General features: G+C 64.9%; 15 protein-coding genes. 7 read left to right on the top strand and 8 right to left on the bottom strand.

Annotated features, from left to right (window positions below; genetic code table 11):
* Window positions 1-100 precede the first annotated feature (100 nt).
* Window positions 101-1,879 (bottom strand): putative bifunctional diguanylate cyclase/phosphodiesterase, encoded by a 1,779-nt coding sequence (locus ACHFB9_RS12280; RefSeq protein WP_417067480.1) that lies wholly within the window; start codon window positions 1,877-1,879, stop codon window positions 101-103.
* 278 nt (window positions 1,880-2,157) lie between these two features.
* Here ACHFB9_RS12280 and ACHFB9_RS12275 point away from each other — a divergent pair, with 278 nt between their 5' ends.
* Window positions 2,158-2,586 carry an EamA family transporter gene (locus tag ACHFB9_RS12275; RefSeq protein WP_417067479.1) on the top strand — a complete coding sequence of 143 codons (429 nt, stop codon included), beginning with the start codon at window positions 2,158-2,160 and terminating at the stop codon, window positions 2,584-2,586.
* Window positions 2,587-2,588: 2 nt separating this feature from the next.
* Here ACHFB9_RS12275 and ACHFB9_RS12270 read toward each other — a convergent pair whose 3' ends face one another.
* From ACHFB9_RS12270 to ACHFB9_RS12250, 5 genes are all read right to left on the bottom strand, one after another.
* A complete protein-coding gene (locus tag ACHFB9_RS12270) occupies window positions 2,589-3,125 on the bottom strand; it encodes a YbhB/YbcL family Raf kinase inhibitor-like protein (protein ID WP_417067477.1) in 537 nt (178 codons plus the stop codon).
* An 87-nt stretch (window positions 3,126-3,212) separates the two neighbouring features.
* Window positions 3,213-4,034: a helix-turn-helix transcriptional regulator gene (locus ACHFB9_RS12265; RefSeq protein WP_417067476.1), complete on the bottom strand. Its 822-nt coding sequence runs from the start codon at window positions 4,032-4,034 to the stop codon at window positions 3,213-3,215.
* Window positions 4,035-4,086: 52 nt separating this feature from the next.
* A complete protein-coding gene (locus tag ACHFB9_RS12260) occupies window positions 4,087-4,866 on the bottom strand; it encodes a GNAT family N-acetyltransferase (protein WP_417067474.1) in 780 nt (259 codons plus the stop codon).
* Between the two features lie 10 nt (window positions 4,867-4,876).
* On the bottom strand, window positions 4,877-6,289 hold the full coding sequence (locus tag ACHFB9_RS12255) for a PLP-dependent aminotransferase family protein (RefSeq protein ID WP_417067472.1): 1,413 nt from the start codon (window positions 6,287-6,289) through the stop codon (window positions 4,877-4,879).
* Window positions 6,290-6,396: 107 nt separating this feature from the next.
* Window positions 6,397-7,299, bottom strand: a complete 903-nt coding sequence (locus ACHFB9_RS12250; RefSeq protein WP_417067470.1) for a LysR family transcriptional regulator — start codon at window positions 7,297-7,299, stop codon at window positions 6,397-6,399.
* Between the two features lie 121 nt (window positions 7,300-7,420).
* Between ACHFB9_RS12250 and ACHFB9_RS12245 the strand changes: the two genes are divergently transcribed.
* Window positions 7,421-8,347 (top strand): DMT family transporter, encoded by a 927-nt coding sequence (locus ACHFB9_RS12245; protein WP_417067469.1) that lies wholly within the window; start codon window positions 7,421-7,423, stop codon window positions 8,345-8,347.
* Here ACHFB9_RS12245 and ACHFB9_RS12240 read toward each other — a convergent pair.
* Window positions 8,329-9,306: a bile acid:sodium symporter family protein gene (locus ACHFB9_RS12240; RefSeq protein ID WP_417067467.1), complete on the bottom strand. Its 978-nt coding sequence runs from the start codon at window positions 9,304-9,306 to the stop codon at window positions 8,329-8,331. The genes ACHFB9_RS12245 and ACHFB9_RS12240 overlap by 19 nt on opposite strands.
* A gap of 75 nt (window positions 9,307-9,381) precedes the next feature.
* Here ACHFB9_RS12240 and ACHFB9_RS12235 point away from each other — a divergent pair, with 75 nt between their 5' ends.
* From ACHFB9_RS12235 to greB, 3 genes are all read left to right on the top strand, one after another.
* A complete protein-coding gene (locus ACHFB9_RS12235; protein ID WP_417067466.1) occupies window positions 9,382-10,176 on the top strand; it encodes a helix-turn-helix domain-containing protein in 795 nt (264 codons plus the stop codon).
* Between the two features lie 238 nt (window positions 10,177-10,414).
* Window positions 10,415-10,645, top strand: coding sequence for a DUF3567 family protein (locus ACHFB9_RS12230; RefSeq protein ID WP_417067464.1), 231 nt, complete (start codon window positions 10,415-10,417; stop codon window positions 10,643-10,645).
* Window positions 10,646-10,702: 57 nt separating this feature from the next.
* Window positions 10,703-11,254: a transcription elongation factor GreB gene (gene greB, locus ACHFB9_RS12225; protein WP_417067463.1), complete on the top strand. Its 552-nt coding sequence runs from the start codon at window positions 10,703-10,705 to the stop codon at window positions 11,252-11,254.
* A 9-nt stretch (window positions 11,255-11,263) separates the two neighbouring features.
* On the opposite strand, the gene ACHFB9_RS12220 is transcribed toward greB, so the two are convergent.
* Entirely contained in the window at window positions 11,264-12,031 is a 768-nt protein-coding gene (locus ACHFB9_RS12220; protein ID WP_417067462.1) for a PEP-CTERM/exosortase system-associated acyltransferase, read from the bottom strand.
* Window positions 12,032-12,751: 720 nt separating this feature from the next.
* Between ACHFB9_RS12220 and ACHFB9_RS12215 the strand changes: the two genes are divergently transcribed.
* Both ACHFB9_RS12215 and ACHFB9_RS12210 read left to right on the top strand, forming a co-directional pair.
* Complete coding sequence (locus tag ACHFB9_RS12215; protein WP_417071376.1) at window positions 12,752-13,324, top strand: XrtA/PEP-CTERM system exopolysaccharide export protein; 573 nt, start codon at window positions 12,752-12,754, stop codon at window positions 13,322-13,324.
* Between the two features lie 41 nt (window positions 13,325-13,365).
* Window positions 13,366-14,916 (top strand): XrtA system polysaccharide chain length determinant, encoded by a 1,551-nt coding sequence (locus ACHFB9_RS12210; RefSeq protein WP_417067461.1) that lies wholly within the window; start codon window positions 13,366-13,368, stop codon window positions 14,914-14,916.
* Window positions 14,917-14,918 lie beyond the last annotated feature (2 nt).

The raw sequence follows: 14,918 nt of genomic DNA, 5'->3' as shown, positions 1-14,918 counted from the left end.
AGTCACCGTTCCGTGTCGAACGGACGGTGTTTCTCCTCTCCTTGCTTTGTGTGTTTTTGCCCCGCCGAGCGTGCTCCGCGGGGTTTTTCTGGGCCCTCTTTCAGGGCAGGTGCCGACGTTCGAGCAGTGCGGAAAACTCTGCGGCGGGGCGGGGTTGGCTCTGCAGAAAGCCCTGGATCGCGTTGCAGCCGGCGCGGCGCAGAAACTCGAGCTGATCCTGGGTCTCGACGCCTTCGGCGGTCACTTCGAGCAGAAAGGTCTTGGCCAGCTGCAGGATGGAACGGGTGATCGCGGTGTCGCCCGGATGGCTGGGCAGGCCGTCGACGAAAGAGCGGTCGATCTTGAGCCGGTGTATCGGCAGGTGCTTCAGATAGGCGAGGCTCGAATAACCGGTGCCGAAGTCGTCTACGGCGAGCCGCACGCCCAGCGCGCCGATCCGGCTCAGGATGGACTGAGCCTTTTCGACGTCGGCCATCAGCACGCCTTCGGTCAGCTCCAGCTCCAGCGCTGAGCCGGGCACGCCCGATTCCTCGATCCACGACTCCAGGTGCTCGACGAAGCGGCCGCTCGCAAACTGGGTTCCCGAGATGTTGATCGCGAGCTGCAGATCCGTATGACCTTGCTCGCGCCAGTGCGCGAGCTGTTTGAGCCCGGTGTGGATGACCCATTCGCCGATCGGTTCGATCAGTCCGCCCTGCTCGGCGATCGGGATGAAGAGGGCCGGCGGGATCGCCTGGCCTCCGCGATCCTTGAGTCGGATCAGCGCTTCCGCGCCGATGATGCGGCCGCTCTCGGCGTCGCAGACCGGCTGGTAGTGGAGCGCGAACTCATCGGCCTCCAGCGCTTCGCGAATCCTCAGCTCGATGTTCCGCCGTTCGGTCGTCGCGTTGGCCAATGCCTCATGGAACCAGCAGTAGCGGTGGCGGCCGGACTTCTTCGCTTCGTACATCGCGATGTCGGCGTGCTTGACCAGACTCTGGTGGTCGCTGCCGTGCTCGGGGTAGCTCGCGATGCCTATGCTGCTGCTGACGACGTAGCGGTTGCCGCTGACCCGACAGGGCGCGCCGATCGCTTCTTCGATGCGCAGTGCGAGCATGTCGATCGCGGTCACGTCGAGGTCGGTCAGCGACTTGAGCAGAAGGAATTCGTCACCTCCCAGGCGGACCAGAAGTTCGTCGTCCTGGGTCAGATTCTTGAGCCTGGCCGCCAGTATCCTCAGGACCTCGTCGCCGACCGAGTGGCCATCGGTGTCGTTGATCATCTTGAAGTTGTCGAGATCGAGGAAGATCGCGACGAAGCGTCGGTGTCTCTTCGCAAATTCGTCGAACTGGCTTTCCAGATAGCGGCGGTTGTGCAGCCCGGTCAGCGGATCGTGCTGGGCCAGGAAGCTCGCCTGATGTTCGTAGTGCTTGCGCACCGTGATGTCGCGGGCGACGCCGGCCGTGCCGATCACCTCCCCTCGCTCATCGAACACCGGAACCTTGATCGTCTCGGCCCAGTTTGTGCCGCCTTCCGTGTTGGCGATCCGTTCTTCGACTCTCTGCGGCGCGCGCGTGGCCATCACGTCGCGATCGATCTGCTGGTAGCGGGCGGCGGTCTTGGCCGACGAGATGTCGTAGTCGCTCAGACCGACCATCGCCTCGGGCGTGCGACCGAAGAGCTCGGCGAACTTGCGGTTCACCATCAGGAAACGGCTGTCCCTGTCCTTGAGCCAGGCGATATCGTCGATGCTGTCCATCAGCGCGCGCTGGTGTGCCTGGAGCTGGTGCAGCCGGACGCTGGCATCCTCCGTTCTCCTGCGCGCCGAGCGGGCTTGGCGCCTGCCCTGCCACCAGCTGAAGGGAAGCAGCGCGACGAGTCCAGCGGTGATCCAGGTCATGGTCATATCTGTGGCGGGTCGAAATCCGTTGTCATCCCGGGACGTCTGCCGGGGCGAGATCTCTACTTTCCCACAGGACGGACTTGGCTATTGTAGCGATTTTGCTGTTTTACCTAGCGCGCAAGCCTTGCCAGGACCCGGATTGCGTCGCTGCTCCGGGTTTGCCGTGTTGCGGGGTCGGTGCTCTTCTGTCAAAAGCGTCAAAAACGGCATCACTGAGGGCGGTGTATCGTTTCGCTCAGGGCCAATTCGGGTGGCAACAGCAGGGGAGGGCGATCATGAACGTCGGAGGATGGCAGGTCTTTGCGCTGGCTTCGGCCTTTTTTGCGGGTTTGACCGCAATTCTTGGCAAGTTGGGCGTCGAGGGGCTCAACTCGAATCTGGCGACGCTGATCCGGACCCTTGTGATCCTCTTCGTGACCGCGCTGATCGTCACCGCGCGCAGCGAATGGCAGATGCCGCGCAATCTGGCGTTCCGTCCCGTGCTCTTTCTGGTGCTCTCGGGCGTCGCAACGGGGCTGTCCTGGCTCTTCTACTATCGGGCGCTGCAGATGGCGCCGGCCTCGCTGGTCGCGCCGGTGGACAAGCTCAGCGTCGTGTTCGCGATCGCGCTGGGCGTGCTGATCCTCGGCGAGCCGCTGAGCGCGAAACTGCTGCTCGGCGGCGCGCTGGTCGTCAGCGGCGTGCTGGTGCTGGCCTGGAAGTGAGCCTAGTTGCGGCCGTAGGTCGCGGTCAGGCTCGCTTTGGCGATCCGGTTCGCGTTGATCGCAAAGCCGATCAAGGCCGGTGATGCGTCGGCCGGAACGTCGAGCTTCTCCACTTTGAGGGCGTGAACGGTGAAGATGTAGCGGTGGGGCTTGTCGCCGACGGGCGGGCAGGCGCCGCCGAAGCCGGTGCCGCCGAAGTCGGTGCGTCCGCTCAGCGCCCCGGCTGGCAGCTGGGCGCCCTTGCCGATGCCGCGCGGCAGTGCGTGCGTCGTTGCGGGAAGGTTGTAGACGACCCAGTGCCACCAGCCGCTTCCGGTCGGCGCGTCCGGGTCATAGACGGTCAGCGCGAAGCTGCGGGTGCCCGCGGGCACTTTGTCCCAGGCGAGGGCCGGCGACAGGTTGCCGCCATGACAGCCGAAACCCTCGAAAACCTGGGCTTCGGCGAGCGGCCGGCCGGGCTGGACATCGGGGCTCTTCAGTTCGAAAGCTGCCGAGGGAAGGGTGACGAGCAGCGCGGTCAGCGCGATCAGCGAACGCATTGGATTCTCCTTGTCCGGACGTTATCGGGAGAGCGCAGTCTGCGCCGACCCGGCTCTGCGAAGCGCTCGAATTGTCCCGCGAAACGCTCAGCGCGCGCGGTTCAGCACGACCGACGGGGCGACTCCGAAGCGTTCGGTGAAGCGCTGCGCGAACTGGGTCGCCGAGCGGTAGCCCGAGTCCTGAGCGATCGCCTTGAGCGGCTTGCGGCTCGTCTGCAGCAGACTCAGCCCGTGGTGGAGCCGCGCTTCGCGCAGCAGCCCCCGCAGCGAGCAGTCGTCCTCGGCGAGGCGGCGGCGCAGCGTCGCGCCGCTGACCGAAAACTCCGCTTCGAGCAGCGCCGAAGTCCAGGCGCGCGCCGGCTCCGCGGCGATCCTCGAACGGATCCGCTCGGCGAACGAAGGATTGCGGGCCAGGCGAAAGCCGTCGTGCCCGGCCCTGGCCAGGGCGAGCAGCAGGCCCAGAAGGCGGTGCTCGCGGGCGAGCGCATCGACGGTCTCGCCGATCAGCTCATCGAGTGCCCCCGCGATGGCATCGACCGGGCCGCTCACGACGAGCGCCTGGCGCTGCGCAAGAGGCTGATGGCGATCGAGCAGGCCGCGCGCGAGTTCGACGAGCGCCCAGCTGAACGGGATCACCAGGGCCCGGTAGTCACCACCGGCGTCGGGGATGTTCTCGACGTCGAGCTGGCTGGGTTGCTGCCAGAACGCGAAAGAGCCGACAGCGCAGTCGAGCGGGGCGCCCGGCAGATGAACCCGCTTGCGACCGGCCAGCGGCAGGACCAGGAAAGGCGAATCGCAGCGCACCGCGCGCAGCCGGTAGGCGCCGCTCTGCACGAGCGGGAAGACGCCATCCGCTTCGGCGTGCGCGCAGAGACGGGCAAGGAAGGTGGCGGGCAGATCGCGATCCATCGATGGGTTGGGGGCCAAGGAGGCGGCAGTGTCGCGCAGATCGCTCAGCGCGTCACGCGCTCACCCTCAGGTAGGGCAGCTCCAGCGTCGGCACGAACCCGAGTTTCTGCGCGAGCTTCCATGAAGCGGTGTTCTCGCGCCGGCACGACCAGACCGGCAGCAGGTTGCGCCGCTCGCACTCTTCGATCAGTGCGCAGGCGGCCCACAGCGCATGGCCCCGGCCGCGCCGGGCGGGCCGGGTTTCGATGCCGATCTCGAGCTGAGCGTCGATCAGGAAGGCCGAGAAGGCCGCCGCGCTCGGCTCGCCGTTCTCGGTTGCGCAGAAGCCCAGGCCTTCGTGCTCGAAATGGGCCGCGTCGCGCCAGAAGGCGCGCGGCGAGACGCTGAGTTCGAGCTCGGCGAAGTGTCCGCCGTCCATGCGCACGAGTCCGACGCCAGAGGGTGCTTCGAGCTCGAGGCGCCGCGCCCTGTGGGCTTTGGCGTCGAAGCGGAAGTTGCTGCGCACAAAGCGCTGGACCTTGCCCGCCGAGGCCGTGACCAGCGCTTCAATAAGGGGTTCGGCGCCCGTTGCGGGCCAGAGCTGCAGCCATTGCTCGCGGCCGAGCAGGTGCTCGACCAGAGCGGGAAGCGTCTGCGGAGAAACCTGACCGACGAGTAACGACATGCCGTAGGGATGGAGGATGTGCAGAAGGCGGGGATCATCACGGCGATCGACCCAGGCCTGGCCGCGCACCCGGCCTCTGAGCACGCTGCGCGCGAACAGTTCGTTGATCGGCAAGTCGCTGAGCCAGGGCAGGAATTCGGCAAAGCCTTCGGGGGGGATTTCGTGCATCGTTTCTCCTTCAGAGCCTGGCGCGCAGGACTGATCCGATGCGCTGCAGGCCGGTGGTGATGGCGTCTTCGTCGCACTGGGCGATCGAGAGCCGAAAGGCGCAGCCGTGCGGCGCTTCGACCCGGCTCGGCGTGCCCGGGGCGACATGGACTCCGGCCGCGGCGAAGGCGTCGAGCAGTCCGGTCTCCTGGTCGGGGGGCAGGTCCAGCTCGACCCAGAACACGAAGCCACCCAGAGGCCGTGTTGTGCGGATGCCCGCGGCGGGAAGGTGGGTGCGGGCGGCGCGCAGCAGGCACTGCATCCGCCGCCGGTATTCGGCGTGCAGCCGGCGCAGCAGACGGTCCAGGCCGCCGCTGCGGCAGAAGCGGTACAGCGCGGCCTCGGCGAGCGGGTTACCGCACAGTTCGGTGTCGCGGCGCAGCGCGGCGAGAGACGCGATCTGTCCGGCCGGGGCGGCGATCCAGCCGACCCTGAGCCCGGGGCTCAGCAGTTTCGAGAAAGTGCCCAGGTGGATCACGGTCTCGCCGCTGTCGAGCGCAGCCAGCGGCGGCACGGCGCGCCCGAAGTACTTCAGTTCCTCGGAGAAGCCGTCCTCGACGACCGGCACCGAGTGTGCGCGCGCAAGCCCGAGCAGCGCTTCGCGATGGGCAATGCCGGTCGTGACGCCGGTCGGGTTCTGGAAATTGGGCATCGTGTAGATCAGGGCCGGGCGCGTCGCGGCAAGCGCCCGGGAGAGCGCGGCCAGATCCATGCCGTCCTCCGTGACCGGGATGCCGACGGCGCGCGCGCCGTGCCGCGCCAACAGCGGCAGCAGCGCCGAATAGCCGGGGTCTTCGACGCAGACGGCGTCGCCCGGCCGGACCCGGCTGCGCAGCAGCAGATCGAGAGCATGCTGGACACCGTGGCAGAGCAGGATCTCGTCGCTCGAACGCGGCGCGCCGAGGCCCGCCATCCGCGTCGCGATCCAGGCGCGCAGCGGCGCGTAGCCGCGCGCGTCGCCATAGTCGAGCAGCGTGCGTCCTTCCTCCCTGAGCGTCGCGTTGAACGCGCGGCGCAGTGCGTCGAGCGGCGCGAGGCGCGGATCGGGAGCGAGGGGGCGAAAGTCTATGTCGCCGGAGCGCACCGGCCGGGTAAGCGCCGGGCGGGCCGGGGACGGAGGCTCACGCCGGCCGGGCCGGGCGAGGGGCTCGCGCACCGTCGTTCGCCCGCCGATCCGGCTAATCAGATGGCCGCTCGCGAGCAGCTCGCCATAGGCGCGGCAGACCGTGCTGCGGTTGACGCCCAGCCGGGTGGCCAGGCTTCGCGACGAAGGCAGGTCCTCGCCCGCGGCGAGCGTGCCTGCCTCGATGCGCGCCGCGATCTGCTCGGCGATCTGGCGGTAGAGCGGTTGGGGCGCGTCGGGGGCCAGGGTCAGCAGCAGCATAGCGGCAGAGGGCTTAAGGCGAAAGCCGCATCCTGCCATGTCTGTGGTTGGTGCGGATCAGCCGGTTTTCGCTCTTTTCCCTCCAGCCGCTTCGAGCGGGGCGGGACTCAGCAAAAAGGCGCGTCGGCCTGCGATGCGAGGAAGTCGAGGAGCTGGCGCACATAGCGGTTCGGCGCGGGCTGGGTGCGGAAGCAGAGGTTCAGCGCGCGCAGCGACCAGGCGTCGGCGAGCGGGACGATCGCCAGCGGGTCGATCCGCGCGGCGCGACGCGCGAAGCTCTCCGGCACCAGACCGATGCCGACTCCGGCGCCGGCCATCCGGCAGACCGCGTCGAAGCCGCGCACCTGGATTCTCATCCTCAGGCGGCAGCCGTATTCGGCGGCCCGCTCTTCGAGGAAGCGGTGGATCGCCGCATCGCTCTGCAGGCTGACGAAGTCTTCGTCGAGCACGTCGCGGAACGCGATCTCGGCGGCGCTGGCGAGCGGGTTGGCCGGCGAGAGCACCAGCATCAGGCGGTCGCGGCGGTAGGGCAGAAAGGACAGATCCTCGCTCTGCACCGCGGCGGCGACGACGCCGATGTCGGCCGCGCCTTCGCGGATCGCGAGCAGCGACTCGGCGCTGGAGTGCTCCTCCATCAGCACGTCGATCTGCGGATGGCTGGCGAGGAAGCTGCCCAGGTCGTGGGGGAGGAAGGCATTGGTCGCGTTGGTGTTCGCATAGACCCGGACGACGCCGCGCACGCCGCGCACGAAAGGCCCGAGCTGGGCGTGCAGGCTGTCGAGTTCGCGCAACACCGCGCGGGCATGGACGAGCAGTGCCTCGCCGGCCGGAGTCGGCTGGACGCCGCGCGGCAGCCGTTCGAGCAGCTGGACGCCGAGCGCTTCTTCGAGGCGGCGCAGCCGGGCGCTGGCGCTGGCCGTCGCGAGGTGAGCGCGCTCGGCGCCCCGCGTCACGCTGCCGGCGTCGGAGACCCGCACGAAGAGCTGGAGGTCGGTCAGATCGTAGTGCATGTTCGAGCGTTCGGTTTTGCCTAAGGCTTTCTTAGGGAATGGGCGTTGGTCATGCCCGCGAAAGGCGCGTAAAAGCTCAGTCTATTCCAAAGCAACGCATTTCCCCCCAATGAAATCCTTTTTGAAATCCGAATACGCCGGCGTGTGGCTGGCGGGTGTCGCCGCGCTCGGCTTCGCGATGAAGGCGATCTTCGTCAAGATGGCCTATCCGTATGGTGTCAGCGCGCCGACCCTGCTCGCGCTGCGCATGCTGTTCTCGCTGCCGGTCTTCGCCTGGGTCGCGATCGTGCATTCGCGCGCGGCCAGCTCGCTGACCCGCTTCGATGTCGGCATGCTCGTGATGCTGGGCGTGCTCGGCTATTACGGCACGTCCATCCTCGACTTCATCGGCCTGCAGTACATCAGCGCGGGGCTCGAGCGTTTGATCCTGTTCATCTACCCGACCCTGACCGTGCTGATCGGCGTGTTCTTCATGGGCCGTGCCTGGAGCTCGCGCGAAGGCTGGGCGATGGCCTTGAGCTATGGAGGCATCGCGCTGGCGGTCGCGCACGATCTGCACTTCGCGGCGAGCTGGCATCGGGTGCTGATCGGCGCCGCCTTCGTCTTCGTCTCGGCGGTCTGCTTCGCGATCTATCTGTGCGGCAGCGGCAAGATGATCAAGCGCCTGGGCAGCATGCGCTTCACGGGGCTCGCGATGCTGGTCTCGACCGGTGCGACGCTACTCCATTTCGTGCTCAGCCGGCCGCTCGGCGACATCGTCCAGCCGGCCCCGGTGATGTGGCTGGGCGTCGCGATCGCGCTCTTTTCGACGGTGCTGCCGGTGTTCATGCAGTCGATGGCGATCCAGCGCATCGGCGCGTCCCGGGCCGCGCTGATCGGTTCGATCGCGCCGGTGCTGACGATCTTCCTCGGCTGGCTGATGCTCGGCGAGCCGATCACGTCGCTGCAACTCTTCAGCACGGTGCTGGTGCTGGCCGGAGTCAAGCTCGCTTCGACGCCTTCGGCGAAGGTCTCCGAGGAAAAGTCGCTTCAGCTGCGCGCCGCGTAGCGCTGGGCGAGGATCGAGCAGACGAAGAGCTGGATCTGGTGGTAGAACATGATCGGCAGCACGATCACCCCCAGCGCGGGGTGAGCGCCGAACAGCAGTTTGGCCATCGGTACGCCCGAGGCGAGCGTTTTCTTTGAACCGCAGAATACGGTCGCGATCTCGTCCTCGGGCGAGAAGCCGCACAGCTTCGCTGCGGTCCGGGTCAGGCCCAGCACGATCGCGAGGATCACGGTGGCGCCGATCAGTGTCATCGCGATCAGGCCGGGACCGTGCCGGGTCCACAGCCCGTCGGCGACCGAGTTGCTGAAGGCGCCGAACACGAGCAGCAGGATCACGCCGCGGTCAATCGCGTTGGTGGTCGACTTGAAGTGGGCGAACCACTTTCCGAATACCGGGCGCAGCAGCTGACCGATGACGAAGGGCAACAGCAGCATCGTCGCGATGTTCAGCATCGTCGCGCCCAGCGAGATTCCGGCGCCAGAAGAGCCCAGCAGCAGGCGGACCAGCAGCGGTGTTGCGACGACGCCGAGCAGCGTCGACAGCGTCGCGTTGAAGATCGCCGCGGCGACGTTGCCCCGGGCGATTGACGTCATCGCGACCGACGAGGAAACCGTCGAAGGCAATACGCACAGATAGCAGAAGCCCAGGCGAAGATCCGGCGGCAAGTGGCGGCCGATCAGCGCGTCCAGCGCGATGAAGAGCAGCGGGAAGAGCACGAAGGTGAAGGTCTGCACGATCAGATGTACCGGCCAGCGCGAAAAGCCTTGCTTGAGCTTCTCGGTCGATAGCCCTATGCCGTGCAGGAAGAAGATCGTGAAGATGCCCCAGTCGGAGAGTTCGTCGATGTGGAGCAGGCCGCCGCTGCGGCCCAGGTTCGGGGCCGCGGAGGCGATCGCGACCGCGAGCAGCATTCCAGCGAGAAACCATTCGCGGCTGAGAATTTTGAGGAGTTTGCGCATGGTGTGATCCTGTGTGCGTGAGCTTCACACTTTGGCGATGGCGGGGAAGTCGTGCTATCGATAATATGATCGATCATGTCGAGAAGCAGACAAAACCGCCAGCCTCCGGTCGTCGAGCGTGCGATTCCCGCGTTCGAGCGTCTGCCGCGCCCGCTGCTGCTCCGCGCCGAATCGCTGCCCGCCGGTTCTCTGGCCAGATCCCATGCGCACCCGTGGATCCAGCTCTCCTATGCGCTGAGCGGCGTGCTGCAGGTGAGGACGAGCGAAGCCCGTTTCGTCGCGCCACCGCAGCGGGCGATCTGGATTCCGGCCGGAGTCGAACACGAAGTGCGCACCTCGGAGCGGGCCGAAATGCGCAGCCTCTATCTCGATCCGGCCGCGATATCGCGGGGCGAACGCTGTCTGGTGCTGACGATTTCCCCTCTGCTGCGCGAGCTGATCGTCGCGGTCGGCGAGCTCGCCGTCGAATATGACGAAGCCGGACCGGCGGGGCGCCTGGTCGCGGTTCTGTTCGACCGGCTCGCCGCGGCCGACGAAGTGGCCTTCGATCTCCCTCTGCCGCGCGACCGGCGCCTCGTTCTGCTCTGCGATGCGCTGCAGGCTGAGCCCGGCGACGCGCGAAGCCTGGAGGAGTGGGGGCGGCGGATCGGTCTCGCCGGGCGCTCGATCGCCCGCCTCTTTCGCCGCGAGACCGGTTTGAGCTTCGCCGAGTGGCGTCTGCGCTTGCGCCTGATGAGGGCCCTGGCGCTGCTCGAAGGTGGGCAGGCGGTGACTTCGGTGGCCCTCGATTGCGGCTATGCGTCGAGTTCGGCTTTCATCGTCGCGTTCCGGCGTCAGTTCGGCGACACGCCGGGTGCGATGTTTGGCTGATTGGTTGGGTGTCTAGGCTGTTACGGCAAGGCCTTGGAATATGTTAAATAATTGAAATTTCGCGTAATCATTTCCTTCGCCATCTTCAGAAGCTCCGCGGGATGCCGTAACGAGATTCGAGTGCATCGCGGTTGTGGAGGCACTGGTGACCCCCGCCGGGATTGAAGAAAGCCCGGTCGCCCCAAGATACCGGGGTGTAGCGGTGTCCGTTTCTGGCGCTGTGAGCAAGGAGGCGATCATGCAAGTCATGTTCAATAATCCGGTTCTCTATGTGGTGGCATACCCGGCGCAGAATGGGCTGGAGGTGATCGACAAGAGGCGGGGTTTCGGAACCTTCATTCAGGACGAAGCCGCCGAACGCTTCACGCGCGAGCTGCGCGACGCGATCGAGAACGGAGATGGTGAGGATCTGGGCGATTTCATGGAGCATTTTGATGCTCTGCTGACTCATCCCGCCGTCTATCATTGAGCCATTGCCAACAGGATCTTCGGGAGGCATCGGAATCCGGTGCCTCCCTTTTCATTTATGAACAAGGCTTTCACGAAAGAATCCGAAGACGACGAGGAAGAGGGCGCGCCGAGCGCGCCGGCCCTGCCGGCTGGCACCCGCAACTACATGACGCGGCGCGGCTTCGACACGCTCAAACATGAACTCGACCAGCTGCTCAAAGTCGAGCGTCCCAATGTGGTCCAGATCGTCTCGTGGGCAGCGTCGAACGGCGACCGCTCCGAGAACGGCGACTACATCTACGGAAAGAAACGGCTGCGCGAGATCGACAGGCGGATACGCTTTCTGATCAAGCGGCTCGAATCGGCGGTCGTCGTCGATCCCGCCGAGCAGGAGCACACCGATCAGGTCTTCTTCGGGGCGACGGTCACGATCAGCGATGTCCAGGACGGCGCCGAGCAGACCGTCCAGATCGTCGGCGTCGACGAGACCGACGCGAGCGCCGGCAGGATTTCGTGGATTGCTCCGGTGTCGCGTGCCTTGCTCAAGGCGCGCGAAGGCGACTGCGTCCGCTTCATGAGCCCGGCCGGGTGGCGCGAACTCGAGGTCGTCGAGATCCGCTACGTCTGAGCGCCAGGGCTAAAGCCAGGGCTCGATGTCCTGGCTTCGGTAACCGCGCTCGATTTCCTCGGACAGGGTCCGGTAGAGCGGCTTCATGAAGAAGCGCAAACCCTTGACGATCTTGTCGACTTCCATCAGCGAAGGCACTCGGGTTCCGCGATGCTGGACCGGGCCGCCGATCTGGCTGACCTGGACGCCGAGTTTCGAGAAATGGTTCGCGAGGCGGGGTTCGGTCAGCACCAGCAGGTAGTCGATTCCGTTGCGCTTGGCCATCGCGACCGTTGCAAGATACAGACCGACCGGGATGTACGGGAAACGCGGGTTCTCGCGGGTACCGTAGTCCTGATCTGCGATGGGCGCCGCGGTCTGCGCTTCGCCCTTGCGGCGCCGGTACTGGCCGCGCACGGCGAGGCGGCTGACTTCGGCGATGCGGCTGCGGTCGATTCTAGCCGGATCGTAGAGCGACTTGTCCAGCGTCGCGGCGCAGGTATGCTCGACCGGAAGCGGAAAACCGGGATCCTCCGGTCGCGCGAGAACGAGGCGGGTGCAGCCGACCAGAGTGTGTTCCTCGTTGTTCGCCGTCATCAGGCAGTGCAGCGAGTGTCTGTCGTATTCGTCGGTCTCCATCCGGTCAGGTCGTTCGGGTTCGAACTTGAGCTCTTCGCAGTACACCTCGTGGCGAATCCGGAACACCTTGCGCTTGTGTTCCAGATCCAGGGCGGGCGCGACTTCGAAGTAGCGTCGAAATCCCTTGCCCAGATTCAGCTTGTCGAAGAAGAAGAACATCTCTGGCTCTCCTCTGCACGGGGCGCGGGCCTGTCTGTCCCGATGCGATGCTCGTGCGCTGTAGGCGGTGCTTCAAGGCGGATCTCGTGCTCGGTGCGCACTGCTTCTCAGCCTGCTCCGGTCTTCAGACTAAGGTATGGACGGGCTGAATGCGAATGAAATAGACGCGGCTGTGTGGCGCAGCGGGCGGAGCGCTTTGGCCGCGCGGCATCCCCCCCGCGTCCGGGACGAGAGGCCTTGGCGGGGCGGGCGCAAGGCGATGGCATAGGTGCGTCGGGGATTTTTACGAACAGCGCCTGAGTATTTTGCTTTGTTGGCTATTATTTCTTGAAAATCAAATGTTTGCAGTTTTTGGCACCGCTTGTGCTTGGCGATCGCCATCTGTGACCTTTTTGACGGAGCGTCAGACGCTCTCCCCGTTTAGCGGAATCGGCCATATCTGTTCCGTGCCTTTGGGGGCGAGGAATCGGCGTCGATACAAGTGAATCGTTCACGTTGTGAGTGAGGAAAGATCCGGGCGTACAGATCTTTCCATTTCCGTTCTGCGCGCAGAAATGGACTCCGCGGGAGAGCCGTGAAATAGCTCCGCTCGCGCGGGAAGTTTTCGCGCAGCAAGTTCGGGGCGCGCGCTAGCATTTGACCCAGGATTTGAGCCGAATCAAGGGGGTCAACATGTTTTCTGGTGTCCCGGGCCGTTTCTGCGGTCTGTCCGCTTTCCTCATGCTGCTGCTCACCCTTGGCGGGTGCGCATCCCAGCACCCTTCCGCACCCAACAATGCGTCATCCCCCGAGTACAACTATGTGATCGGTCCGGGGGATACGCTGAGCATTGTCGTCTGGCGCAATCCCGAATTGTCGATGGGCGTTCCGGTTCGCCCGGACGGCAAGATCACGACGCCTCTGGTCGAGGATCTTCCCGCGATGGGCAAAGATTCGACGACGCTGGCCCGCGATATTGAGAAAGCGCTCTCCAAATTCATCCGCGACCCGATCGTCACGGTCATCGTGACCGGTTTCGTTGGTCCTTACTCGCAGCAGATTCGCGTCGTCGGCGAAGCCGCCAAGCCGCAGGTTCTTGCCTACAAGCAGAAGATGACTTTGCTCGATGTGATGATCGCGGTCGGAGGGATCACCGATTTCGCCGACGGCAATCACGCGACGATCCTGCGCACCTCCGAGGGCGGCAAGCAATACACCGTCCGTCTGAAGGATCTGATCCGCCGTGGCGATGTCTCGGCGAATGCGGAAGTCAAGCCGGGAGATGTGCTGATCATTCCCCAAGGCTGGTTCTGATCTGAACCCGATCGCCAACTTTTCAGGACTTCTGGACCGCTATGGAAGAACTCATTGCCAGTCTCCTCGCGCATCTGCGCGGGATGTGGCGCTATCGCTGGTGGGGTGTGGCAGCGGCCTGGCTTGCCGGAGTAATTCTGGCGGCCACGGTTTTTCTGCTGCCCGATCAGTTTGAAGCGTCTGCGCGGGTTTATGTCGATACCCAGTCCGTGCTCAAGCCGCTGATGCAGGGGCTCGCGGTTCCTTCCAACGTCGAACAGCAGATCACGATTCTGAGCCGCACGCTGATCAGTCGGCCCAATGTCGAAAAGCTGATCCGGATGGCCGATCTCGATCTGAAAGTGAAGACCCGGGAGGAGAAGGAGGCGCTGATCGACGATCTGATGCGTCGCCTGCAGATTGCCAGTGGCGGGCGCAGCGATCTCTTCACGCTTTCGTTCAAGGACACGAGTCCGGAGCGGGCCAAGCGCGTCGTTCAGGCGCTCGTCTCGATCTTCGTCGAGTCCGGGCTGGGGGACAAGCGCAAGGACACCGACGATGCGCGGCGCTTCATCGATGAACAGATCAAGAATTACGAACAAAAGCTCGTTCAGGCCGAAAACCGGCTCAAGGAATTCAAACTCAAGAATATGGCGATGTTTGGCGATGGCGGCAAGGATTCGGCGAGCCATGTCGGAGAGCTGAACGCACAGCTCAATCAGGCGAGGCTCGAATTGCGCGAGATGGAAAACTCGCGCGATGCGGTGCGCCGCCAGTTGGCGGGCGAGGATCCCTCTTTCCTGCCGGAGAGTGGAAAATCCAATTCGAGCGTTTCGGTCCCCGAACTCGACGGACGAATCGATGCGATGAAGAAGCAGCTCGATTCTCTGCAGCAAAGATATACCGACCAGCACCCCGATGTGATCCAGACCAAGCGGATCATCGACCAGCTGGAGCAGCAAAAGCATCACGAAGTGGAATTGCGGCGCAAGTCCGGTGCCGGCTTCGATGCGCTGGGCACTAATCCGGTCTATCAGCAGCTCAAATTGTCGCTGAGCGAATCGGAAGCGAACATCGCGTCGCTGAAAACCCGGGTTGCCGAATATGAGACGCGGGTCAATTCGATGAGAGGTTCGGCGCGGCTGATTCCTGAAATCGATGCGCAATTCGCCCAGCTCAATCGCGATTATGAGGTCAACAAGCGCAACTACGAAGGTCTGATTTCGCGGCGCGAATCGGCGAACCTCTCGGTCGAGATGGATGCGTCGGCGGGTGTCGCGGATTTCCGCCTGATCGATCCGCCTTCCGTTCCCTCCAAACCGGCCGCTCCGAACCGGGCGCTGCTGATGCCTCTGGCGGGACTGGTTTCGGTCGTGTTTGGCGCGCTGTTCTCTTTCCTGTTGTCGCAAGCGTTGCCGGTTTTCTTCGATGGCAGCGGCTTGCGGACCGAATCCGGTCTGCCCGTGCTGGGAACCATCACGATGGTCAAAACCGAGAGTTTGGAAAAGCGGATCAGGCGCGGCACTTTGCTGTTTGTGGCGGCGGTGTCCAGCCTGGTCCTGTTCTTCGGTGGTTTGACCGCAGAGCTGGTGCTGCGGGCATTTGCGGCGTGAGG

It is taken from the genome of Niveibacterium terrae (assembly GCF_048213115.1).
Taxonomy (GTDB): domain Bacteria; phylum Pseudomonadota; class Gammaproteobacteria; order Burkholderiales; family Rhodocyclaceae; genus Niveibacterium; species Niveibacterium terrae.
This window is presented reverse-complemented; position numbering and strand designations above follow the sequence as displayed.